At 56.8% G+C, this 22,928-nt stretch carries 20 protein-coding genes; 8 read left to right on the top strand and 12 right to left on the bottom strand.

The window, feature by feature from the left end:
• Positions 1–57 precede the first annotated feature (57 nt).
• The 7 genes from DWQ09_16675 to cobA are packed head-to-tail and all read left to right on the top strand — an operon-like array spanning position 58 to position 7,782.
• A complete protein-coding gene (locus tag DWQ09_16675; GenBank protein KAA3626321.1) occupies positions 58–2,376 on the top strand; it encodes a DNA translocase FtsK in 2,319 nt (772 codons plus the stop codon).
• 8 nt (positions 2,377–2,384) lie between these two features.
• On the top strand, positions 2,385–3,005 hold the full coding sequence (gene lolA / locus DWQ09_16670; GenBank protein KAA3626320.1) for an outer membrane lipoprotein carrier protein LolA: 621 nt from the start codon (positions 2,385–2,387) through the stop codon (positions 3,003–3,005).
• The gene (locus tag DWQ09_16665) at positions 2,989–4,332 is read left to right on the top strand and encodes a replication-associated recombination protein A (protein KAA3626319.1); all 1,344 of its coding nucleotides are present in this window, start codon (positions 2,989–2,991) and stop codon (positions 4,330–4,332) included. The genes lolA and DWQ09_16665 overlap by 17 nt, the downstream gene beginning before the upstream one ends.
• Entirely contained in the window at positions 4,329–4,706 is a 378-nt protein-coding gene (locus tag DWQ09_16660; protein KAA3626318.1) for a fluoride efflux transporter CrcB, read from the top strand. The genes DWQ09_16665 and DWQ09_16660 overlap by 4 nt, the downstream gene beginning before the upstream one ends.
• 43 nt (positions 4,707–4,749) lie before the next feature.
• On the top strand, positions 4,750–5,055 hold the full coding sequence (locus tag DWQ09_16655) for a DUF190 domain-containing protein (protein KAA3626317.1): 306 nt from the start codon (positions 4,750–4,752) through the stop codon (positions 5,053–5,055).
• A gap of 11 nt (positions 5,056–5,066) precedes the next feature.
• Positions 5,067–6,341 (top strand): serine--tRNA ligase, encoded by a 1,275-nt coding sequence (locus tag DWQ09_16650; GenBank protein KAA3626316.1) that lies wholly within the window; start codon positions 5,067–5,069, stop codon positions 6,339–6,341.
• A gap of 37 nt (positions 6,342–6,378) precedes the next feature.
• On the top strand, positions 6,379–7,782 hold the full coding sequence (cobA, locus tag DWQ09_16645) for a uroporphyrinogen-III C-methyltransferase (GenBank protein KAA3626315.1): 1,404 nt from the start codon (positions 6,379–6,381) through the stop codon (positions 7,780–7,782).
• Positions 7,783–7,821: 39 nt separating this feature from the next.
• Here cobA and DWQ09_16640 read toward each other — a convergent pair whose 3' ends face one another.
• From DWQ09_16640 to DWQ09_16620, 5 genes are all read right to left on the bottom strand, one after another.
• On the bottom strand, positions 7,822–8,493 hold the full coding sequence (locus DWQ09_16640) for an FHA domain-containing protein (GenBank protein KAA3626314.1): 672 nt from the start codon (positions 8,491–8,493) through the stop codon (positions 7,822–7,824).
• Between the two features lie 117 nt (positions 8,494–8,610).
• Positions 8,611–9,720, bottom strand: a complete 1,110-nt coding sequence (locus DWQ09_16635; GenBank protein KAA3626313.1) for a type IV pilus twitching motility protein PilT — start codon at positions 9,718–9,720, stop codon at positions 8,611–8,613.
• 3 nt (positions 9,721–9,723) lie between these two features.
• On the bottom strand, positions 9,724–10,824 hold the full coding sequence (locus DWQ09_16630) for a PilT/PilU family type 4a pilus ATPase (protein ID KAA3626312.1): 1,101 nt from the start codon (positions 10,822–10,824) through the stop codon (positions 9,724–9,726).
• The gene (locus DWQ09_16625) at positions 10,821–13,268 is read right to left on the bottom strand and encodes a serine/threonine protein kinase (protein KAA3626311.1); all 2,448 of its coding nucleotides are present in this window, start codon (positions 13,266–13,268) and stop codon (positions 10,821–10,823) included. The genes DWQ09_16630 and DWQ09_16625 overlap by 4 nt, the downstream gene beginning before the upstream one ends.
• Positions 13,269–13,324: 56 nt before the next feature.
• Positions 13,325–13,792, bottom strand: a complete 468-nt coding sequence (locus DWQ09_16620; GenBank protein KAA3626310.1) for a hypothetical protein — start codon at positions 13,790–13,792, stop codon at positions 13,325–13,327.
• A gap of 350 nt (positions 13,793–14,142) precedes the next feature.
• Here DWQ09_16620 and DWQ09_16615 point away from each other — a divergent pair, with 350 nt between their 5' ends.
• Positions 14,143–16,164 carry an FHA domain-containing protein gene (locus DWQ09_16615; protein KAA3626309.1) on the top strand — a complete coding sequence of 674 codons (2,022 nt, stop codon included), beginning with the start codon at positions 14,143–14,145 and terminating at the stop codon, positions 16,162–16,164.
• Between the two features lie 7 nt (positions 16,165–16,171).
• Here the strand turns inward: DWQ09_16615 and DWQ09_16610 are convergent, their stop codons facing one another.
• From DWQ09_16610 to DWQ09_16580, 7 genes are all read right to left on the bottom strand, one after another.
• A complete protein-coding gene (locus DWQ09_16610; GenBank protein ID KAA3626308.1) occupies positions 16,172–16,645 on the bottom strand; it encodes a rhodanese-like domain-containing protein in 474 nt (157 codons plus the stop codon).
• 28 nt (positions 16,646–16,673) lie between these two features.
• Positions 16,674–17,345, bottom strand: coding sequence for a response regulator (locus DWQ09_16605; protein KAA3626307.1), 672 nt, complete (start codon positions 17,343–17,345; stop codon positions 16,674–16,676).
• Positions 17,320–18,960 (bottom strand): GAF domain-containing protein, encoded by a 1,641-nt coding sequence (locus tag DWQ09_16600; protein ID KAA3626306.1) that lies wholly within the window; start codon positions 18,958–18,960, stop codon positions 17,320–17,322. The genes DWQ09_16605 and DWQ09_16600 overlap by 26 nt, the downstream gene beginning before the upstream one ends.
• 100 nt (positions 18,961–19,060) lie before the next feature.
• Positions 19,061–20,473, bottom strand: a complete 1,413-nt coding sequence (locus DWQ09_16595) for a cobyrinate a,c-diamide synthase (GenBank protein KAA3626305.1) — start codon at positions 20,471–20,473, stop codon at positions 19,061–19,063.
• A gap of 61 nt (positions 20,474–20,534) precedes the next feature.
• The gene (locus DWQ09_16590; GenBank protein KAA3626304.1) at positions 20,535–21,749 is read right to left on the bottom strand and encodes a molybdopterin oxidoreductase; all 1,215 of its coding nucleotides are present in this window, start codon (positions 21,747–21,749) and stop codon (positions 20,535–20,537) included.
• A 20-nt stretch (positions 21,750–21,769) separates the two neighbouring features.
• Positions 21,770–22,528 (bottom strand): 4Fe-4S dicluster domain-containing protein, encoded by a 759-nt coding sequence (locus tag DWQ09_16585; GenBank protein ID KAA3626303.1) that lies wholly within the window; start codon positions 22,526–22,528, stop codon positions 21,770–21,772.
• 15 nt (positions 22,529–22,543) lie between these two features.
• Entirely contained in the window at positions 22,544–22,927 is a 384-nt protein-coding gene (locus DWQ09_16580; protein ID KAA3626302.1) for an Hdr-like menaquinol oxidoreductase cytochrome c subunit, read from the bottom strand.
• Between the last annotated feature and the right edge of the window lies 1 nt (position 22,928).

Raw genomic sequence — 22,928 nt, 5'->3', positions numbered from 1 at the left:
AAAAGCCTTAAAATTAAGAATCTTAGTAAACTAACTTTATAACTCGGTTTAATTACATTGGCCCAAGCGACACGAAAGAAAAGCGTCGGGCCGCAGCTCACCCGACACCTCTCTCGCGGATTGCGCGAAGGTGTCTTGTTGATCTGCGCCGTTATCGCACTCTATCTGCTCATTTCGTTGGGATCGTACGATCCCAACGATCCGGGCTGGTCGTTCAGCGGCACCAATCCGCAGGTGGCCAACAGCGGGGGTATGGCCGGTGCATGGTTTGCCGACGTCGTGCTCTACCTGTTCGGCTATCTGGCCTTTCTCCTGCCGATACTTTTCATCTATGTCGGCTGGCTGGTGTTCAAGGATTCGGAGGCCGATCCGCACCTCGATCCCCGGAGGCTGAGTCTCCGTGGCGGGGGATTTCTACTGACACTGATGGGGGGATGCGGCCTGGCGGCACTGCACTTCAATCCGGTGATGCTGGCGCTGCCGGAAACGGCTGGTGGGATAGTGGGCGCCGGGGTGGCGGGCGGTTTGGTCCATGTAGTCAACGTGTTGGGGGCTACGCTGTTTCTTCTTGCGCTGTTTCTGGTCGGAGTCACGCTACTTACGAATCTTTCCTGGCTTGCGGTGATGGATGCGGTGGGCTACTACACGCTCGCGGCGATGAGTGCTCTCTCGCACGGATTCGACCGCGTTCGCGACTACTGGGCGGGCCGTCAATCCAAGGTGGAACGCGAGAAGGTTACGATTGCCGATACCGTCAAACGCAGGGAACGGACACCGGTGCGGATCGAGCCGGTGATCAAACCGGTGGAGGTGAGCGAACGAGTCGAGAAAGAGCGCCAGGTGGAACTCTTTCGGGCGCCATCCAGCAACGAATTGCCACCGCTGACGCTGCTCGATAAGGCGCAGAGCTCCGGCCAGGGCTACTCCACTGAAACGCTCGAGGCGATGTCGCGTCTAGTCGAGATCAAACTGCATGATTTCGGTGTCGAAGTTGAGGTGGTGGCCGTCAATCCCGGTCCGGTCATTACCCGATTCGAGGTGCAACCGGCGGCGGGTGTGAAAGTCAGCCAGATCACGAATCTGGCCAAGGATCTGGCGCGCTCGCTGTCGGTGGTGAGCGTGCGCGTGGTCGAAGTGGTGCCGGGAAAATCGGTCGTCGGCCTGGAGATTCCCAACGAACACCGCGAGTTGGTCTACCTCAGCGAGATCCTCAAGTCACGCCATTACGACAAGGCGATCTCACCCCTCTCCCTGGCATTGGGGAAAGACATCAGCGGCCAGCCAGTGGTGGTGGATTTGTGCAAAATGCCCCACCTGCTGGTGGCGGGTACCACCGGCTCGGGTAAGTCGGTGGCGCTCAACGCCATGCTGCTCAGCATCCTCTACAAGACGCTTCCGAGTCAGGTGCGACTCATCATGATCGACCCCAAGATGCTCGAGCTCTCGATCTACGACGGGATTCCGCATCTGCTGACACCGGTGGTAACCGATATGAAGGAGGCGGCGAGCGCCTTTCGCTGGTGCATCGGGGAGATGGAGCGCCGCTACCGGTTGATGGCGGCTTTGGGTGTGCGCAACCTCGCCGGCTATAACCGCAAGGTTCAGGAGGCAATCGATGGTGGAGCGCCGATTCCCGATCCCTTGTGGGATCTGGCGGCCACCGGGGCCGATCCTGCATTGACCGCGGTTCCCACCCTCGAGCCGATGCCTTTCATTGTCGTGGTGGTGGATGAACTGGCCGACATGATGATGGTGGTGGGTAAGAAGGTGGAAGAGCTTATCGCTCGATTGGCGCAGAAGGCGCGTGCCTCGGGCATTCACCTGATTCTGGCGACCCAGCGGCCTTCGGTGGATGTAATTACCGGCCTGATCAAGGCAAACATACCGACGCGAATCGCGTTCCAGGTCTCCTCGCGGGTTGATTCGCGCACCATTCTGGATCAGATGGGGGCCGAACAACTGCTCGGACACGGCGACATGCTATATCTGGCGCCGGGTACTGGAATCCCTCAGCGCGTTCACGGGGCGTACGTGGCTGATCACGAAGTCCATGAGGTGGTGAGCCACTTGAAGACGAGTGGCGAACCCAACTACCTGGATGAGATTCTCGTCGAGGGTGGCGATGATGGCGGCGGGTTCAGTATCAATGGCAACGGTGGTAACGGCAATGCCGAGGAAGATCCGCTGTACGATCAGGCAGTGCAGATAGTGACCGATACGCGACGGGCATCGGTCTCGGGCGTGCAGCGTCATCTCAAGATCGGCTATAACCGGGCGGCGCGCCTGGTGGAGGCGATGGAGCGCGCTGGCATTGTCAGTTCCATGCAGTCCAATGGCGCCCGCGAGGTGCTGGCACCCCCTCCACCCAAGGATTGATCTCTGCTATGCGACTCACGATATTGATGGTGGGAGTGCTCCTGACATGGACGGTGCCGGCAGCGGCAGCGGACGACGCAGTGGCCTCGCTGCGCGTCCTTGTCGAGCAGACCCGCAGTCTCAAAGCCGCCTTCGAGCAGAGTGTGGAGGATTCCCAAAGCAAGCGCATATTACGCTCGTCGGGACGCTTGGAACTGCTGCGGCCTGGGCGCTTCCGCTGGGACTACCAGAAACCCTACCCGCAGCAGATTGTTGCCGATGGGGAACGCATATGGATTTACGACACCGAACTCGAACAGGTGACTGTAAAACCACTTTCAACCGCTCTTGGCAGCGCCCCGTCGTTGCTGTTGAGCGGCGGCATCGAACTTGACGCCAGCTTTACCTATCAGCCCATGGGAACGCGCGACGGCGCTGAATGGGTGGAATTGATACCCAAGGAGCCTGACAGCAACTTCGAGAAAGTGCGTATCGGGTTTGTGAAAAGAAAACTCAGCACCATGGAGTTGGTGGACAGTTTTGGACAATTGACACGATTCCGGTTTACCGAGGTGGAGGTCGATCCCCCCGTCGCTGCAGCACGGTTCCAATTTGTTCCTCCTGCGGGTGTCGATGTCGTCGGGCAGTGATCTCTTTGCCGTGCCTGCGCGCGAAGAAAGCGAGGCAGGGCGTCCACTCGCAGACCGCATGCGCCCGCAGCAGCTTGACGACATCGTAGGTCAGGATCATCTTCTCGGCCCGGATAAACCGCTGCGCAAGGCCATCGAGGCAGGCAAACCCTATTCGATGATTCTCTGGGGCCCCCCGGGTACCGGTAAGACCACGCTCGCCAAACTCATCGCCAACCGCGGTAACGCACAGTTCTTGCAGCTTTCGGCGGTTTTATCCGGTGTCAAAGAGATTCGCGCTGCCATCGACCAGGCACATCAGTATCGTGATCTCTACGGCAATGGCACCCTGCTTTTCGTCGATGAGGTGCACCGGTTCAACAAAGCGCAACAGGACGCCTTCTTGCCCTTTGTCGAAGATGGGACCATCACCTTTATCGGCGCGACGACGGAGAACCCGTCGTTTGAACTGAACAACGCCCTGCTGTCCAGGGCGCGCACCCATGTACTGAAATCGCTCGATCACGAAGCCATTCGAGCGCTCTTGTCGCGAGCGGTGGCCGATGAAGCCCGTGGTTTTGGGGCGCGCCAATTGCGGTTGGAGAAGGGCGCACTCGAACTCCTGGCCGCGGCGGCCGATGGCGACGCCCGTCGTGCATTGACCTTTCTGGAGATCGCCGCTGAGCTTGCCGACGATGACAACCGGATATCCAATGAGATACTGACCGAGGTGTTGAGTGGCGGCTTACGCCGCTTCGACAAAGGGGGGGAGGCGTTCTACGATCAGATTTCGGCGCTGCATAAATCGGTTCGTGGTTCCGCGCCCGATGCCGCCCTCTACTGGTTGGCAAGGATGCTGGACGGGGGTTGCGATCCTCTGTACATTGCCCGGCGCCTGGTTCGCATGGCCAGCGAAGACGTTGGGAATGCAGACCCACGCGCCTTGCAGCTGGCTCTGGCGGCCTGGGATGTGCAAGAGCGCCTGGGCAGTCCCGAAGGGGAGTTGGCGCTGGCCCAGGCAGTACTCTATCTCGCTTGTGCACCAAAGAGTAACGCGGGCTACGTCGCTTTTGGTGCAGCTCAAAAGGATGCTGAGAAATACGGATCGCTCGAAGTGCCCATGCATCTGCGCAACGCCCCGACTCTTTTGATGAAAACGCTCGGTCACGGTGAGAACTACCGCTACGCCCATGATGAGAGCGACGGTTACGCGGCGGGTGAGCGCTACTTCCCGGAAGGGATGCCGGAACGTACCTACTATCAACCGGTGGAGCGGGGACTGGAGCAACGGATCGGTGAGCATCTCAGGGCGCTGCGGGCTCGCGACCGAAGTACCGGCAGGAAATGATCTATCAGACATTAGCCATTGCCGTGGGCGGCGCCTCAGGGGCGCTCGCACGCTACTGGATGTCGTCAGGGGTCTACGCACTGCTGGGCCGGGGTTTCCCCTACGGAACGTTGGCAGTCAACGTTGTCGGTTCGCTGGCGATGGGTTTCCTCTATATCTGGCTGCTTGACCGTGTGGCACTTAGCGCAGAGTGGCGGGCCGCCCTGTTGATCGGTTTTCTCGGAGCCTTCACAACGTTCTCGACCTTTTCCATGGAAACACTGAATCTGCTGGAGGAGGGGGCGCTGCTCCGTGCCGGGCTCAACGTCCTGCTGAGCGTCGTATTGTGCATAGGTGCCGCCTGGGTTGGAGTTGCACTGGCGCGCCAGCTATGATGCCGTTCTGCTGCGAGCAGCCAACCATCGACGGGAAATTGTGATGAAGACGATACCGGTCACCGTAGTACGTATATTTCTAACGGAAGGCGAGCATCGCTTGAACGCTCTGATCAAGACCTTGCACGATGATGAGAAAGTACGGGGCTTGACGGTGTTCAGGGGCATCACCGGCTTTGGAAAATCCGGTAAACTTCACTCCTCCACGCTGTTGGATGTCTCCCTGGATTTGCCTCTGGTGATCGAGTTTTTCGACTTGCCCGAGCGGGTAGCTGCGATCATGGCGCACCTGCAAGGTGCTATCGAACCCGGGCATATGGTGAGTTGGTCTGCACAAGTGAATGGTTGAAAAGGGGTGTCATGCTCGATCCAAAACGCCTGCGTTACGAACTTGATGAAACTATCCGCGGATTGGCGCGTCGCGGATTCGACTTCAGCCGTGATCACTATCTAGTTCTGGAGCAACGACGCAAAGAGCTCCAGGTACAAACCCAGGCACTTCAGAACGAACGCAACGCGAGTTCCAAGCGGATCGGCCAGGTCAAGGCGCAGGGCGAAGACGCGGCACCGTTGCTGGCGCAGGTGGCGGATCTTGGCGATCGGCTGCGGGCTCTCGAGGGCCAACTCAGTTCGGTGCAAACCGAGTTGGATGCCTTCTTGCTGGGGATCCCGAATATTCCCCACAGCAGTGTACCGGTCGGTCAGGATGAGAATGATAATGTCGAGGTGCGCAGCTGGGGTAAGCCACGCGAGTTCGACTACGAGCCACTCGATCATGTGGCCCTCGGTGAGAAAACAGGCCTGCTCGATTTTGAAACGGCAGCCAAGATCGCGAGCTCGCGCTTTGCCGTCATCCACGGCCCCCTGGCGCGCATGCATCGTGCGCTGACACAATTCATGCTCGATCTTCATACTTCCGAGCACGGTTACCTGGAAACCTACGCGCCCTATCTGGTGAACGCACAGAGCTTGCAGGGCACTGGACAGTTGCCCAAATTTGAGGAAGACCTTTTCGCCATTCGCGGCGAACAGGGACTCTACCTGATTCCGACGGCTGAAGTGCCGGTCACCAATATCGTGCGCGATGTGATTGTCGAGGACGCAGCCATGCCGCGTCGTTTTGTTTGTCACACGCCCTGTTTTCGCAGCGAGGCGGGTTCGTATGGAAAAGACACGCGCGGCATGATTCGCCAACATCAATTCGAAAAAGTGGAACTCGTACAGGTGGTTCGCGCGCCCGATTCCTATCATGCCCTCGAAGAGTTGACCGGACATGCTGAGACGGTGCTGCAGCGCTTGGGGCTACCCTATCGCACCATGGCCCTATGCACCGGTGATATGGGATTTTCGTCGGCCAAGACTTACGATCTGGAGGTGTGGCTGCCCGGTCAGGCCAAATACCGCGAGATTTCATCGTGCAGCAACTTTGAAGACTTTCAGGCGCGCCGCATGGGAGCGCGGTGGCGAAATCCTGCGACCGGCAAACCCGAGCTGGTACATACGCTCAACGGCTCGGGTTTGGCGGTGGGGCGAACGCTCGTGGCGGTGATGGAGAACTACCAGGAAGCGGACGGGCGCATCCGCGTACCGGATGCATTGCGACCCTATATGGGTGGCGTCGATTTCATCGGCTGAAACTGTGCTCAATCGAGATAACTAGACGGGAGTCCCCGTGGATTACTTGCCGATTTTTATCAATCTGAAACAACGCCGTTGCCTGGTGGTCGGCGGTGGCGAAGTTGCAGCCCGTAAGGTAGCGCTGCTTCTGCAGGCAGGTGCGCAGGTCGTGGTAGTGGCCCCCGAGTTGAGTCACAGCCTGAAAGAGTGGCATGCGGCGGGGCAAGTCGAGTGGTCAGAACGCACGGCGGCGGTCGAGGATCTCGATGGCGACTATGCCCTGGTCTATGCCGCAACCGACGACGAGGCGACGAACCGGTTGATTTCCGAGGAGGCCAAGCGACGCAATATCCCGGTCAATGTCGTCGATAACCCTGCTTTGTGCAGTTTCATAATGCCGGCGATCGTGGATCGTTCACCCGTGATCGCCGCAGTTTCCAGTGGTGGTGCCTCGCCGGTGCTCGCGCGCCTGATACGTGCGCGCCTGGAATCGATGGTACCTGCGGCTTATGGCAGATTGGCCGAGCTGGTCAGCCGGTATCGTGATCGGGTCAAAGCACGATTCTCGAACGGTGAAGATCGTCGCATCTTTTGGGAACGGATTTTACAGGGGCAGGTCGCCGAGTATGTTTTCAGTGGCCAGGAACGAGCGGCCGAAGCGGCATTGGAAGAGGCGTTGGCTGCAGACCACGTCAAGCAACCCAGCGGCGAGGTCTATCTGGTGGGCGGTGGCCCTGGCGATCCCGATTTGCTGACCTTCCGGGCATTGAGACTCATGCAGCAGGCGGATGTGGTGTTGTTCGATCGTCTGGTGGCACCGCAGGTGCTCGATATGACACGCAGGGATGCGGAAAGAATCAATGTTGGAAAGGAGCGCGATCGTCACACCCTGCCGCAGGACGACATCAATCAACTGATGGTTAGATTGGCCCGGGATGGCAAGCGCGTGCTGCGCCTGAAGGGCGGCGATCCGTTTATCTTTGGCCGCGGAGGCGAAGAGATCGAAACGCTTGCAGAGGAGGGGATACCTTTTCAGGTCGTTCCCGGCATTACCGCTGCCGCGGGTTGCGCCTCCTACGCAGGTATACCGCTCACCCATCGCGATTACGCCCAGGCCTGCGTCTTCGTCACCGGGCATCTTAAAGACGGGACAGCCAATCTTAACTGGAAGGCACTGGCCCACCCGCAACAGACGGTGGTGTTCTACATGGGGCTGCACGGCCTGAAAATCATCTGTAAACAATTGATCGCCCATGGTATGCCACCCCGGACACCCATCGCATTGGTGCAGAAGGGGACGACGGCCGACCAGAGAGTGCTGGTCGGTACCCTGGAAAGCATGGATCAGGTGATGGAAGGACAGGAGATCCGACCGCCCACGCTGATTATCGTGGGCGAAGTGGTCAGGCTACGCGAGAAACTGCAATGGTTCGAGGGCTGGCAGGCAGCCAACACTTAGATCGCTGCTATTGGTGACCGACAGAACACACGGGTTCTGTTACATAAAAAAGAACTGCATTTTGGTTTCCACCATTTCGATGATGTCTTTTTCTTTGAGACGAACACTTCCATCACCGACAGCTGTTCCGTTTACAGTGGGCAAATCAGATGCGCGGCGCAGTTTACGGCTTTTGATACCGTGAATGGTGTAGCCTTCGCTTTCGCGTGAGATCAATGCAACTTTAACCCCGTTGATACCGACGGTATTGAACGGTTTGCGCAGCTCCAGAACTTTCCCGCTCATTGGCCCACTCATAATCTTGACCGCGCCCAGAGGTCCGCCACGGGTATCCGCGGTGACCTTGCGGCTCCCCATTCCGGTATCCAGCATCATGGTGGGTTCAAATTCAGCTTTGAGGAACATGGTCGGCTCGTACGCGACCTCCTCCTTGGACAGGTAAGTAAACTGATGACTGCCGATTTGGATGACGTCACTGTGCTTGATGATCGCCTTCTTGATCTTCTTACCGTTGACCAGCGTGCCATTGGTGCTACCCAGATCTTCAACATAGGTGTTGTGCAACGCCGTCAGCAGCGCGTGGCGTCCGCTGACCGCCAGATCATTCAGTTGAATGTCGTTGCCTGGACGGCGACCGATGCTGAGGGTGTCGCGATCCAGAACAATTTCCTTAATGACCGCTCCATCCAGGGTCAATATCAGCTTTGCCATGAAGTCAAACTCCTGCCTCTATTTGTGCTCAATTGTCCTGTTTCTTCGGCCCACAAGGTTCTTATAGCCATTATCAGCAAAAAATTATTGCTGGCAATGTCCCTATGCGGGATAGACCTACTCCAGCGGATCCTCGCAGTACTGCTGGAAATCGGCCTTGTTGGTCGATTTCATGTACGCTTCGGTCCCTGTAATCTGCTTGGCATCCAGCAGTCGCCGCAGCGCGGTATCCATGCTCTGCATGCCCATCAGGCCGCCACCCTGTATGACATTGGCTAACTGTTCAGTCTTGCCCTCACGGATCATGTTCGAAGCTGCGGAAGTGTTAAGCATCACCTCTATAGCGGCGAGTCGCCCACGACCATCGATACGCCTCACCAGTTGCTGTGACAAGACCCCCACCAGCGAGGTAGAGAGAATGGTTCGAATCAGCGCCTGCTCCTTGGCCGGGAACACGTTAATCATGCGATCGACCGCGGCCGCCGCCCCGTTGGTGTGGAGTGTACCCATTACCAGAATACCGGTTTCGGCGGCCGTTGCGGCCAAGTGAATGGTCTCGAGGTCGCGCATCTCACCAACCAACAGCACATTCGGGTCTTCACGCAAAGCTGAGCGCAGAGCAGCGGCAAAGCTCTCGGTGTGAATACCCACCTCGCGCTGACTGATCAAACTGCTTTTGCGATCATGCAGGTATTCGATCGGATCTTCGATGGTGATGATATGGGCTTTTCGCGACTCGTTGATGTGATCCACCATGGCTGCCAATGTGGTGGATTTACCCGACCCGGTGGGCCCTGTGACCAATACCAGACCTTTGCGGTTTTCGCATAAAGCCCGGCAAATAGGGGGAAGACGCATGGATTCCAGCGAGGGGACCTTAGAGGGTATGACGCGAAATACCGCGCCTATGCCGCCTAAATGGCGAAACGCGTTGACGCGGAAGCGCGACATGCGCGGGATCTCGTACGCGAAATCGACACCATGTTCGCTCTCGAACGTACGTTTAGCCATGGGTGGCATGATTTCGTAGAGCAGGTCCTGCGTCTCGTCGGGCGAAAGGGAGCGGTACTTGATGGTGACAACTTCACCAAAAAGCCGGATCCGAGGTGGATTGCCCGATATCAGATGCAGGTCGGATCCCCCCTGGTTCACCACCAGTTCGAGAAAGGTGTCTATGCGATGTTGGATCGCGGAACTGGAGGTGGCTGGGGTGTCATGCGGTTCCATGGCCTACTGTCCCACCAGGTTTACTGTCGGCAATAGGGTGGGATCAGTGACGAAACGCTGGAACTGTTTTTTGTCCACCGCGTGACGATAGGCATCATCAGGATCTATCTGCTTCGATTGAACCGCCTCGAGCAATGCCTGATCAAGCAACTGCATTCCCTGATCGCGGCCGGTTTGCAGTTTGCTGGGGATCTGGAACACTTTCCCGCTCATCAGCAGGTGAGAAATGGCGGGTGTCATGACCATGATTTCGCAAATAGCTTTGCGGCCCCGACCGTCCGGCGTGCGTACTAATGATTGACTGACTACAGCACGCAGGTTCTGCGAAAGCGAGGTCATACCCTGGAGTTTCTGCTCTACCGGCAGGGCGTCGATAATACGATCGAGCGTCTTGGTGGCTGTAGTGGTGTGCAGGGTGCCGAGCACCAGATGGCCGGTTTCAGCCGCGATCAGCGCGAGCGAAACCGTTTCCAGATCACGCAGCTCACCTACCAGAATGATATCTGGATCTTCGCGCAACGCGGCCCGAAGTCCCTCCGCAAAATTGGGCACATGGACTCCCACCTCGCGCTGAACGATCAGTGATTCAGCGCTTTTATGCACGAACTCTATGGGATCTTCCAAGGTAATGATGGTGAGCTTTCGATGCTGATTGATGTGATGAATCATCGATGAAAGCGTCGTCGTTTTACCCGTGCCTGTTGCACCTGTTACCAGCACGAGGCCTTGATGCAGATCCGTAAACTTTTGAATGACAGGTGGAAGGTTCAAACTTTCGAGTGACGGGATTTCTTCTGGAATGACACGAAATGTCGCTCCGAGGCCGCCCACCTTACGGAATAGATTGACGCGGAAGCGGCCAGCGTCTTCGCTTTCGTAGGACAGATCGAGATCCCCTCCCTTATTGAATTGAGTACGCTGCTCGTCATTGAGAATCTCGTCGAGGAGTCGCTCCAACTCATCGGGATCGAGTTCACGATAACGCACCGGTGTCAGCTCACCGTGCAACCTCAGAATGGGTGGCATGCCAACCGCAAGATGGATGTCGGAGCAACCTTGCTCGCGGCCTAATTGCAGGAAGGCATCGATACGCGCCGCTGTCATTCCCGATCATCCCCCAATTTTTCGAGGAGTTGTGCAACCGCCTGACGCAGTTCATCCATATTGGCAAAGCGGTCTTCGGCTTTGCGGGCCATGGCCTTGCGAATCAGAGCGTCGAGGTCTTCGGGCAGACTGGTGTTTTGTTCGCGCGGCGGCTTGGCCTTGCCTTCCATGTGCTGGAACAGAATGCCCATAGGATCGTCGGCCACATAAGGGGGGCGGCCGGTGAACATTTCGTACATTATGATCCCCAAGCTGTAGACATCGGTGCGGGAATCCACCTTCCCGCCCTTAACCTGTTCGGGTGCCATGTAAGTCGGCGTCCCGAGGATGATCCCCGTTTTTGTCAAACGCGACTCACCTTCGCGAGCCGCTGCGGCCAGGCCGAAATCGACGATTTTAACCAGATCATTCTCATCGATGAGAATGTTCGAGGGCTTGAGATCACGATGAACCAGATTTCCTTTATGCGTGACGATCATGCCGGAACAGATGTCCAGCAGAATGCGCAGGGCGCGCTGCAGACTCATTGGTTTGCCGGATTTGAGCTCGGCGGCCAGGGAGTGGCTTTCAAAGTACTCCATGGACATGGCGTAGGAGCTGCCGAAGGTGATGAAATCGTAGATGCGGATAACGTTTTCGTGAGTGATTTTGCGGGCGTATTTCATCTCCAGGACGAAACGCTTGATAACATCTTCACTCGAAGTGAGTTGGGGAGTGATGAATTTCAGGACGATGTCCTCATGCACCATCATGTCCTGCACCAGTACCACAACACCGAATGCGCCGCGACCAATGTGTCGAATAATACGGTAGCGATCGGCAATCACTTCGCCGGGTTTAAGTTTTGCCGCATCGATCGCGTCGACCGCTGCATGCCCTTCGCTGGTCATTTTGGTTTCGGCGATGATCGTTGCGTCACTGGTACTACTGGAGACTTCGCCACCCAACATCGAGTGCGCCTGAAGCATTGTTGATCCAGTACGCACGGGTTCCCTGCTGATGTCTTTGGCGCGTTGTGCTGCATTCGGCTTGGCAATCAAGGTATTGACCGTCGTATCGGCTAGAGCACGGATATCGTCGTTGGATGAGTTGCAGAGTTCTTGCGCGGCGCGTCGGACTTCGTCGACATTGTTCTCATCCGCGAGGACCGCCAACGCCCGCAACGCTTCCTTGCGGATGCCGGTGTCCGCGCTGTGTAACATCTCCATAATGGGCTTGACGGCCTGACTGTCGCCAAGGGTTGTCAGGGCCTTTATCACAACCGGCGCGGCCCGGCTGTCGCGTTTCATCAGTTCGACCAGTTTAGGCAGGACCGATACATCGCCAATCGCGGCCAGAGCGTCAACGGCACGCTCACGCACCCACCAATCGTCATCTTTGAGTGCTTCCTCCAGATAGTTCTTTGCGCGGCTGTCCTTGGTTGAATTCAGGATCTCGATAGCAAAACGGCGAATGAATTCGTCTTCATCCTTGATCAGGGACAGCACCGATTCGACTACACGAGGTCCGCCAATGCTGCCCAGAGCGTCGGCAGCCCGCACCCGTACCCACCAATCCTGATCGCGCAACGCGGTGATTAGATCTTTGATCGCATTGGTATTGCCGACTTCGTTGAGCACTTCGACAGCGGCGCGACGTACATATTCGGAATCATCCTGGAGCACTTCAAGGAGATATTGGACGGAATCGGGTGAATTGATGCGTATGATCGTGTCGATGGCTTTGCTCTGCACTGTCATATCCGCATCGCGCAGCATTTTGCATAGTGGTTCGATGTCGACTGGGATGCTGAGTTCGCTAAGACCGGTCAACGCTTCAAGTCGAACGGCTTTCGCGGAGTCACTGAGTAGTTTCATCAATGCATCACGCACCGCTTCGGTACTGAAGCGACGTAAAACGCGTGCGGTATGCAGCCGGATGACAGGGTCATCGCTCTCGACGAAACCGATTAGATCATTAACGTTTTCCGCCGACGCAACCTCCTCCATGATACGGAAGACACCGGTGCGCGCCTCGGGCGGGATCTTTCCCATCAAGCGCAGCAGCGATCGGATGTTGAGGCGTTCGCGCTGGGCCAGAAGAATTCGGGACAACAGGCCTTTAGGGCTGGCGGGGTCGGCGTAGATTTCGAGCAGGAGGTTGGGGTCATAACGCTTACCCGCGGCCAACACTTTCGCGACGCCGTCGACGATAGTTGCATCTTTGCTGGTCAGCGCATTGGCGAAATAGTGGAGCGTCGAGTTGTCGAGAAAGGTGCCGAGAACGGCAACGACAGTGCCTGGCGTGCGGGTGCGACCCAGCGCCTCAATCAATTTCTCGGTTGCGCCCTCGCCAGATTGTTTAAGCTGCAATACAGCGTCCGCAACATCCGAAGTGGCTGCACTTTTGGCCTTGACGATAGTTGCTACCGCTTTGTTGATGCGGAACCCGTCCAGTATCCCCATAGTCAGTAGATTTCCGCTTCAAGTATCGTGTTCGGCTCTATGTTGGATAGGGCCATTCAGCGGACGCTCTCGTCCAAACCGCAAACGATATACGACTTATTGACCAAACAAACCTGATCCTCTTCCAAATAGAGTTTAGCGAAGCGCTCTTTCTCCAGATTCAGAAAATCATAGAAACGGGAGCGATCGGGTGGCAGTTCGCGCCGAATTTCGCCGCGCAACAGACTGCCGTCCATCATGTGCAGAGTGCATCTCAACGGTTGCAGATCGGGTGTCGTTGACTCGTTCGCACGATAGTGCACGCGCACTATTGAACTCTTGTTGTAAAAACGCAGCTCGTCCGGGTTTTCGCGGCGCACCACAATGAAGGGAGAGGTGTGATTGAGCACCTGCGCCGGGTCCTCAGGATGCGAAGGGTCGTGCTCAATGCTGACAAACAGAGCGCCTTCCACGATCCCTTCGGGGTGCACCCACAGTGTCACCTGGCTGAGCTGTTTTGGAACAACTAGTTTATCGGATCCCATTGTTATCCCTACAATTACCTGTTTTCGGACACTCCGCCCACGGGCCAGTTCTGGTGGTCTCGGTTTCGATGTGCAAGCAACAACACAAGTGGAGAATCGGCCGGTTGGCCACACAGCCGTCCAGTGCGAGGATTCTCAGTTGAGCGTCCTGTCCAGAAACTTTAGTCTGTCGGGCCCCTCGACGGGTGGGAAATTCCTTCCAATGGCCCGTACTTACGCGATTTCTTTGGGGCTACTCTACCATAGTGTTGGAATCACCGACCAGACAGCAGATCCCGTTAAAATCACAGAAATACTGTCGAGTTTCACTAACAATTCTGGTAACTTGTGGGTGATTGGTATAGTAACGCATGAAGTTAACACCGGGGAAACAAGAGGCTAGGGTAATGGCCACCCTTCAAATTCGCGAAGGACACGATGCGGGACGCGTTTTCAAACTGTCCGGTGAAGTCTATTTGGGACGCTCGCCGGAGGGGGTCGACCCGCGCATTTTTCTGCCCCTGCCCGACGGTCAGGTGAGCCGTCGGCATGCGCATATACGTAAAGAAAACAAGGGATATGTGATCGAGGATCTTGGATCCACCAATGGTACGCTGGTGAATGGTGAGCCGTTGCCCGCCAGGCAGCCAAGAGCCCTGAGGGATGGTGATGAGATCCGCATCTCACTGACCATGCTGGTTTACCGGGTGCAGCGGGATGAAAGTTCCATGATTGGCCAAGGATTGACCACAACGGGCCGACCTCACGGCGGTGTCTTCAGTCGCCATCCCGAGCAGGGCCGTACTGGATTGCGTCTGGACGATGCACCCCCCGCGCATATGAGCGTGATGCTCGATGCCTCCAAAAGCGTCATGGCCCGACTTAGCCTGGATCAGCGGGCAGATGAATCGCTGGCGGAGGCATTGCGTCGCCTGCAGGCACTAGCTCAAGTGAGTGTTGCACTCGGCGCGGTGGACGATCGAGAGCTACTGATGCAGAAGATGTTGGACTACATCTTCGATATCTTCCCGGGTGCTGAGCGGGCGTTTGTCCTTCTCAGGTCCCGTGACAGCGATCAACTGATGCCCATTGCCCAGAAAGCAAGAAGCGGCATCGACGACGAAGAGCCCGAGATCGCGATCTCCAGCACTATCGTCGAACAGGTGGTCTCGCATAAACAAGCCATATTGTCGGTTGACGCCTTGGGCGATGAGCGGTTTGGGGCGCGTGACTCGATAATCAATCTCTCGATTCGCAGCATGATGTGCGCTCCACTGCTGATAGGTGACGAGGTGTTGGGATTGATGCAGGTCGATAACGCGACCGATCCCAAGGCATTCGATCAGGCCGATCTGGAGATTCTGACGGGGATATGTGCTCAGGCCGGTATCGCTGTGCGCAATGCGCAGCTCTACTCTGATATCGAGGAGTTGTTCGAGAGCTTCATCAGAGCCTCGGTGCAGGCCATAGAAGCGCGAGACCCGGTAACCGCCGGCCACTCGTTCCGCGTGGCAGAGTACACCGAGCGGCTGGCGGCGGCTGTCGATCGTACACAGGACCACGGTCTCAAGGATGCGATTTTTTCCGTCGATCAGATGCGCGAACTCCGTTACGCCTCGTTGTTGCATGATTTTGGCAAGGTTGGTGTACGGGAACATGTGCTGACAAAACCGAAAAAGCTTTTTCCTCATCAATTGAATCTGATTCAGCAGCGCTTTGCCTATGCCAGAGCCAGTCATGAACGACGAGCTTATAAAAAGTTGATACAGATGCACGAAATGGGGACCTATAGCGACAAGGAACTGGTAGAGTGCCGGCGCGCGACCGAAGAGGCCATATCGGAAGAGCGCAAACGCCTCGACCGTTTCCTCGGTCTGATACTCAAAAGTAACGAACCCAGCGTTTCACGCCGTGAAGTACCCACCGAACTGAGCGAACTGCTTTCTTACACCTTCCCCACCGAAGAGGGTAAGGAAGCGCCCATACTGGAGGATTTTGAGTTCTCGGATCTAACTGCGGCTCAGGGCAGCCTGAGCCCGGACGAGCGTTTGCAGATCGAATCGCATGTCAGTCATACCTACGCGTTTCTCAGCCTGATTCCGTGGAGTGGCAGCCTGCAGAACGTGCCGGATATTGCCTATGCACACCATGAAAAACTGGATGGCTCGGGTTATCCGTTGGGTTTGGGTGCTGAAGAAATACCGCTGCAGTCGAAAATCATGACGGTCGCTGATATCTATGACGCTCTCACAGCGGGTGACAGACCTTACAAGCGCGGCCTGCCCGAAGATCAGGCACTCGATATCCTTCACCAGGAGGTTGGCGCCGGCAAGATAGATCGACGGTTGGTGAAGGTGTTTATCGAAGCAGAGGCTTATCGCGTTATCTCGTAACGTCTAATCAGCTCGATTCTTTTGGGGCGAGTTGCTCGGGTTTCAGTGGGGGAGAAAGAATAGTTTCAGCTACATCCGCATCGATAGTATCCTGTTGTTCGTTGACCAAGGCTTGATCGTAGTCGTTCCAGCCCTTCAGTCCGGTAGCCAGGGAGCGTACGTTGCGAAAACCCATCTGCTTCAAAACGCTACCAGCCAGCAAGCTGCGATTTCCCGAGCGGCAGATGAGCACGATGGGAGCATTCCGCGCCTCAACCAATTCTGGCAGAGTCTCCTCGTAGCCGTAGTCGCAGGTGGGTTCGAGTATTCCGCGCGGGACATTGATAGAACCGGCGATATTGAGCGCCGCAAATTCGTACGGCTCACGAACGTCAATCAGGAGCAAGGGCTCCCCCCGCGTTAGGGCGTCGGCAAGATCCCATGGATAGAGTTCTTCGACTTCACGCCGGCACGCCTCGACAAAATCACGAAAAGTAGCCATTCTGAACGGTGTATAAAGAAACAGTTTCTCAGGTGCTCTGGATCTCCACCTGCTTGCGGTTGAGACCATGTTGGACCGCCATCACCGCAGCCTCCACGCGCGAGTGCACTCCAAGTTTACGCAGAATGGCTTTGACGTGAAGTTTGACAGTACCGTCCGAGATACCCAGGTTGCGCGCGATTACTTTGTTGCTTTGACCTTCGGCCAAATGGCATAAAATCTCGGTTTCGCGCGGCGTGAGTTCGGCAAAAGGACTGGAACTCACATTGCCCTCACCGTGGTCAGAACGAACCGCATCGGCCAACACACTGGTCAGGCCGGGCGCGACGACAGTATGACCGGTGATGATCTCGCCAAGTGCGTTCACAACCTCGTCGGGTTCCATGTCCTTGATCAGATAGCCCTGCGCTCCCGAGCGCAGCGATTCGACCAGATCACGTTCATCGCTGCTTGTGGTGAGCATAACGACAGGCATACTCAGCCCTGCAGCGCGCATGGCTCTCAGCACAGTCAGGCCATCGGTATTGGGCATTCGCAGATCCAACAGCACGATGTCGGGCGTTATCTCGCCGGCAAGCTGCAGACCCTCTTCGCCATCGCCGACCGCGCCGCAAACTTCAATGCCGCGGCGTTCCAGCAGTTCCTGGAGCCCGACCCGGAACAGGGCATGATCATCAATGATCAGCACACGCATGATGATTCTCTCTTTTGCTTTCAGGATTATGAGAAGGATCTCGGCGATGTCGAAAAGTCAGCTCGACGCGCGTGCCCTCGTTGGGTTCGCTCTCGATGGTGAGGGTACCGCCCAGACGCTGGGCACGTTCTTGCATAATCCCGAGCCCGACGTGTTCACCTAGCCGTCCACTGTCGGGGGATTTGGAGAAGCCAGTGCCATCGTCCTCGATAAGAACACGGTAGTATTCGCCATCGGTACAACGCATGAGAATGCGTACTGTTTGCGCTTTGCTATGCTTGCGCACATTAGCAAGCGCCTCTTGAATGATGCGCAAAACCTGCATCTCGAGTAGGGCAGGGAGATTGGATCTCCCGCAGTCGCGTTGTACGAATAGAGTGATGCCGGTTTCACGACGAAAGCGATCGATCAGATCTTCTATCGCAGGCAGTAATCCGCGCTCGTCCATGGGGGCGCGATAGTGAACCATCAGCTCGCGCAGTTCGGTATGGGCCTCGTCTAACGTGCTACGGATTTGCAGCAGTTCCGCCCGTACCTTGGCGGTGGCATTCGCTGGCAATAACTCATCCATGGCCCGTACCCTGTAACGCAGGCTGGCGATTGTTTGGGCTACGGAGTCGTGCAGCTCATGCGCGAGCATGGTGCGCTCTTGCATGATGGAGAGGAACTGGGCCTTCTTGTCGACCTGTGCCTTTTCGATCGCCATACCCAGATGACGGCCGATGCTGATGAGCAGTTCGCGAAGGTCATCGCCTGGTTCGACATTCTGATCAAGAAACAGATTGTAGACTCCCAGCGTTTCACCGCGATACTGCAGGGGCACCGCTATGAGGGTCGCCGCAGTGTTGTCCAGTGCCGAGCGACCCAAATAGCCTTGGCAGGAACGGCTCTCACTATCGACAAGCAGCTGATTGGTATCTGCCGCCTGTCCGCAGAGACAGCTCCCGACCGGTACCAGAGCCTCCTTTTCCAGTACTTCGGGTTCCAGACCGGTCGCGGCGATCAAACGCATTTGTCGATTTTCGTTAAGCAATCTGACCACACCGGCACGAGCATTGACCAGATCAACCAATGTGTAGAGAAAACGGGTCAGAAGCTCGTCGAGATCGCGTGCCATGTTCACACTGGCCGCTACGTCGTAGAGGATCTGCAGCGAGCGTGTTTTAAGTGCGAGGCGTTCGGTGTGGCGGGTTACCTCGCGGTCAAGATCACGAGCGAGGCGCTGAAACTCATCAGCCAGACTATTGATGTCGTGGACAAGACTCCCAGCGGCGGTTGCCTCGGCAGCGGGTAGACGAGCGTTGAGGTTGCCACCGCGCATGCGCAGTGCCCAGCGGCGGATCTCGTTCAGGGGCGAGGAGTATCGCTGGCGTATGATTCGCAGCAGGCGAAACGCCAGCCATGCGGCAACGCCAAGCAAGGCAGCCTGCGCGAGCAGAAACCAACCCGCGGCCAGCCAGCCGGACAAACCGACATAGCCGAGCGTGGCCTGCGCAATAAATACAAGACCTAACCCGATGACAGCGCCCGATACCTCTTGGCCGAGCCCCCTAGGCTCGCTGTTCGCGCTCTCGTTTCGACCAGCGCTAGGTATGGACTGAGTTTCGATGGCTGTTGTCATCGCTGTGTGTCACGGAACTCGCAATTCAGGCTACTGGGTTGAGTATACCCCTCAACCGACTTACCCAAAAGGGATAGATCACCAGGATGTTCAGCGTGTATCAGCCGCCCGCATTGGCGTCGGGAGTGTGGGCGAGCCCCATGTGATGGCGAATAAAGTCGACAAAACGTCTTGTCCATTGATTCCCCCCCACATCACGAAGATGGCAGTAACAGGCCAGCAGGTTATTGTGCACGATGCCATCATGGGTGCCGTTAACACCGACTCCACGGTGAATCCGGAAAGCAAAGCGCGTATCGGCGGGCAAACCCTGTATCGAGGAGTAGTGGAATTCGTGTGCATTGAATATCTGCGGATGCTCACTTGTGGACAGCGAGCCCCACGGATGATCCCGGGTCTCCTCCAAACGTGTATAGCCTTTGCCCACCGGCCTGGCATGCATGACGATTTCGCCCGGTAATGCGCCCGCCATATCGAAGATCGTCCCTTTCCAGGCGATTGAACGTGAGAGATACATCAATCCGCCACACTCCGCATAGCACGGCAAACCGGCTTCGATGGCGGATCGGATCTCATCGCGCAAAGTGGTGTTTGCCTGCAACTCGGCCAGATGCGTTTCGGGAAACCCACCTCCAATCAACAGGCCGTCAATCACCGGAAGATGTTTATCACGCAGCATGTTAATGGGGATAAGTTCGGCGCCCGCTTCCCGCAGGCGTTCAAGATCGTCCGGGTAGTAAAAGCCGAATGCGGAATCGCGAGCGATGCCGACGCGCACCGGCGCCGGGGGCTGCCGTTGGGGTTGCGCTTGAGGATGGTACATGGGAGCAGATGACTTGTGGGCGATGGCAAGTAGCGCATCGATATCCACATGGGATTCGACACACGCCCTGAGATCCGCTATGCGGCTCTCCACGTCCTGCGTTTCGTTGCTGGGCATCAATCCCAAATGGCGCATGGTCAACTCCATGCGTGGATCATTGGGGATGGCGCCGAGCACAGGGAGTTCCGTATAGCGGGATAGTGCCGCACGGAGTTTGGCTTCGTGGCGCGTGCCACCCAGATTATTGAGAATGATCCCTGCAATGGCTACCTGGGGATCAAAATGTATGTGACCCAGGAGGAGTGGAACAATGCCGCGAGTCATGCCCTTGCAGTCGATTACCAGTACAACCGGTGCATTAAGCTGCTTGGCAAGAGCGGCGTTGCTGTCCTTGCCATCGAGGTCAAGTCCGTCGAAAAGGCCTCTTGTCCCCTCAATCACGGCGATCTGTGCGGATGCGGTATAACGCGCAAATGTGGCACTAATACAGTCCGTGGACATGGTATGAAAATCGAGGTTGATACACGACCGATCGGCGGCACGACCCAGCCACATGGAATCGATATAGTCGGGACCTTTCTTGAACGGTTGGGTGACTACACCACGGGCGGTCAGTGCGGCAACGAGTCCTATGCTGACCGCCGTTTTACCAGAGGTCTGACGTGTAGCGGAAATATAGAGGTGGGGCATAAGCGCAGTCTAACAAACGGGGCAGAGCGGAGGCAGAAAACCCCGAATTTGTTAGGGCATATCAGGAGGCCGGCGTTTCTTCGCCCGCTGGACGGGGGGGTTCCAGACATTGGGGTAGTAACGGCAGCACCCTGACAGCAAGCGACAGGATAAGCAGCGAGAGGGCAACGCCTCCCAGGCCCAGTAAAAACTCCGGAAGGGTAGCCGAGTACGTGCTCACCTCGCCGTCAAAGAATCCGCTGCTCACCTCTTTACCCGGGAACATTTCCAGGGGATAGGCCTGGCCGCCGATGATGATGACGTAGATCTGGCAAAGACCACCGATGATCACGAGCACCGAGGCAATCGTTACCCATGCTCGTGTTGCGCGGTAGTCAGGATGAAGCAGTATTAACAGCGGGATGAAGCCGCCAAACAGAACCTGACCGATCCAGAACAGCTGCGAGTACTTGTTGCCGGAGAAGAGAATGAAATGCTCGACGTTTTGATGTTCCGCGGCATAGAGATTGGTCAGATGTTGAACGGCAGTAAAGTAGAGCACGGCAGCGATAAAAATCGCGAGTAGCCGCGCTAGACGCTGCAGCATTTCGTGATTGATTGGCAGATGGGTGCGTTGGCAACTGAAGTCGAGCACCAGTATGAAAATGGCCAACCCGAAGGATAGCGACATCGCTATAAATAGCGGTGCCATTACGGCGGCGTCGTAAGCCTCTCGTGCGACGAGAAAACCGAAGATAGAGCCCGTACCCGTGGTCAGCGTTAATCGCCAGATGAAAGCCACGAATCCGGCGATCCGATGGTAGCGGTACATTCGGCGCTCCATCATCCACCATAGATAGACCGCGACGATGGCAAGAAAGCCAACATAGAGAAAGATGTTCCAGGCAAAAATAGATTTGAAGTTGTAAGTGGTCATGGCGACGATCAGACGATCGGGTCGACCCAGGTCCAGTACCAGCACAGCGAGGCCCCCGGCAAGCAGGGCCATTGCCAGCAGTGCTGAGAGCGGAGCCAGCGGTTTGTACTCGAGTTTACCGAATACGGAACCTATCGAGGCGGCATTCAAAGCGCCGGAAGCGGCCACGATGAGAAATACCGCGAAGACGTGTGGCATGCCCCAGACGATCTGGTTGCTCATGCCTGTAACATAGTGCCCATTGTGTTCCATATACCAGGCCGAACCCAGTCCCGCCAGCAACAATGCGCCGAGTGCGCCGAGCAGCGCCAGGTAGCCCGGACTCCTGCCTTCGATGGTGCGAAACTTGGTAATCGACATGGTCTGTCCTCGTCGCTGTCTCAGATCCCGCGGTAATAGACGCCGGGGTTGGTTCCAAGATCGTCGCGAATTTGAGTGGCGCCCAGTTCGCGTAGTTTCGTGCTGATCAGGCTGTCGGGATCGTTCAGATCGCCAAAGACCAGCGCCTGATGACCGGTACGTTCGCAAGCTTCGACACAGGCAGGTATGCCTCCGGCATCTATGCGGTGTACGCATAGCGTGCACGACTCAACGGTCCCCTTGCCGCGAGGGGAGTGGGGTTTCTGATCGGTCAGTTCTTCATGAACGAAAGAACGTGCTTTGTAGGGACACGCCATCATGCAGTAGCGGCAGCCTATGCAGATGTGCTTGTCAACCAACACGATCCCGTCGGCTCGTTTGAACGAGGCGCCTGTCGGACAGACATCGACGCAGGGAGGATGTTCGCAGTGCTGGCACATCACGGGCAGCGATCGGACATGACCGCTAGTCGGGTCACGCAGTGTGATTTTGCGTATCCATTGGGCATCTGTTTGCGGACGGCCATGACCCTTCAGGCCGTGCTCCTGGTTGCAACCGTCAACGCACGCCGAACAGTTTTCCTCGCAGCGAGAGGTGTAGATCAACAAGCCCCAACGTACGGCTGACGTGACGGCCTGATCCGCTTCGCGGGCGGCTGGTGAGCGCCAGAGGAGCACGCCAGGTGCCACTGTGATCATCGCGGCAGCGGCACCCCCCTGCAACCAGCGGCGGCGGTTTTCGTTGACGGCACCCGGAGTGGAAGATTTGGTATCACTCATGACTCGGTTTGCCTATTATTTGGGCTCGGCATAACGTGCATGACACCCAAAACAGTCAAGACGCACGCCTGTGTATACATGACAGCTCCGGCAGAAGTGTTGTTGCTCCTGCTGATCAGCCGCCGGCCGCTCGGGTGCGTGACACGAAAGGCAGTTCTTGAGACTGTGCCGCTCGGTGCGGATGCCACGGTGCATGGTCTCGTCACGTTGGTGCTTGAGGAGCTGCATATGGTTGCGACGCATGAAATCCGTCTCTTCCACGCAGCGCTCCCCCAACGCGGTACTGAGCTGTGGCAGCGGTACCCGCGACTCTGCGGCAATGACACTTCCGGCGATTGCCAGCAGCGCCATCAACGCCAGAAACGAAGTGAAGCGTTTGACCATGCAGGACATCATCATC

This window comes from Pseudomonadota bacterium, assembly GCA_008501635.1.
GTDB lineage: Bacteria > Pseudomonadota > Gammaproteobacteria > QQUJ01 > QQUJ01 > QQUJ01.
The sequence above is the reverse complement of the archived record's forward strand: the minus strand, read 5'-3'. Positions and strand labels throughout refer to the sequence as shown.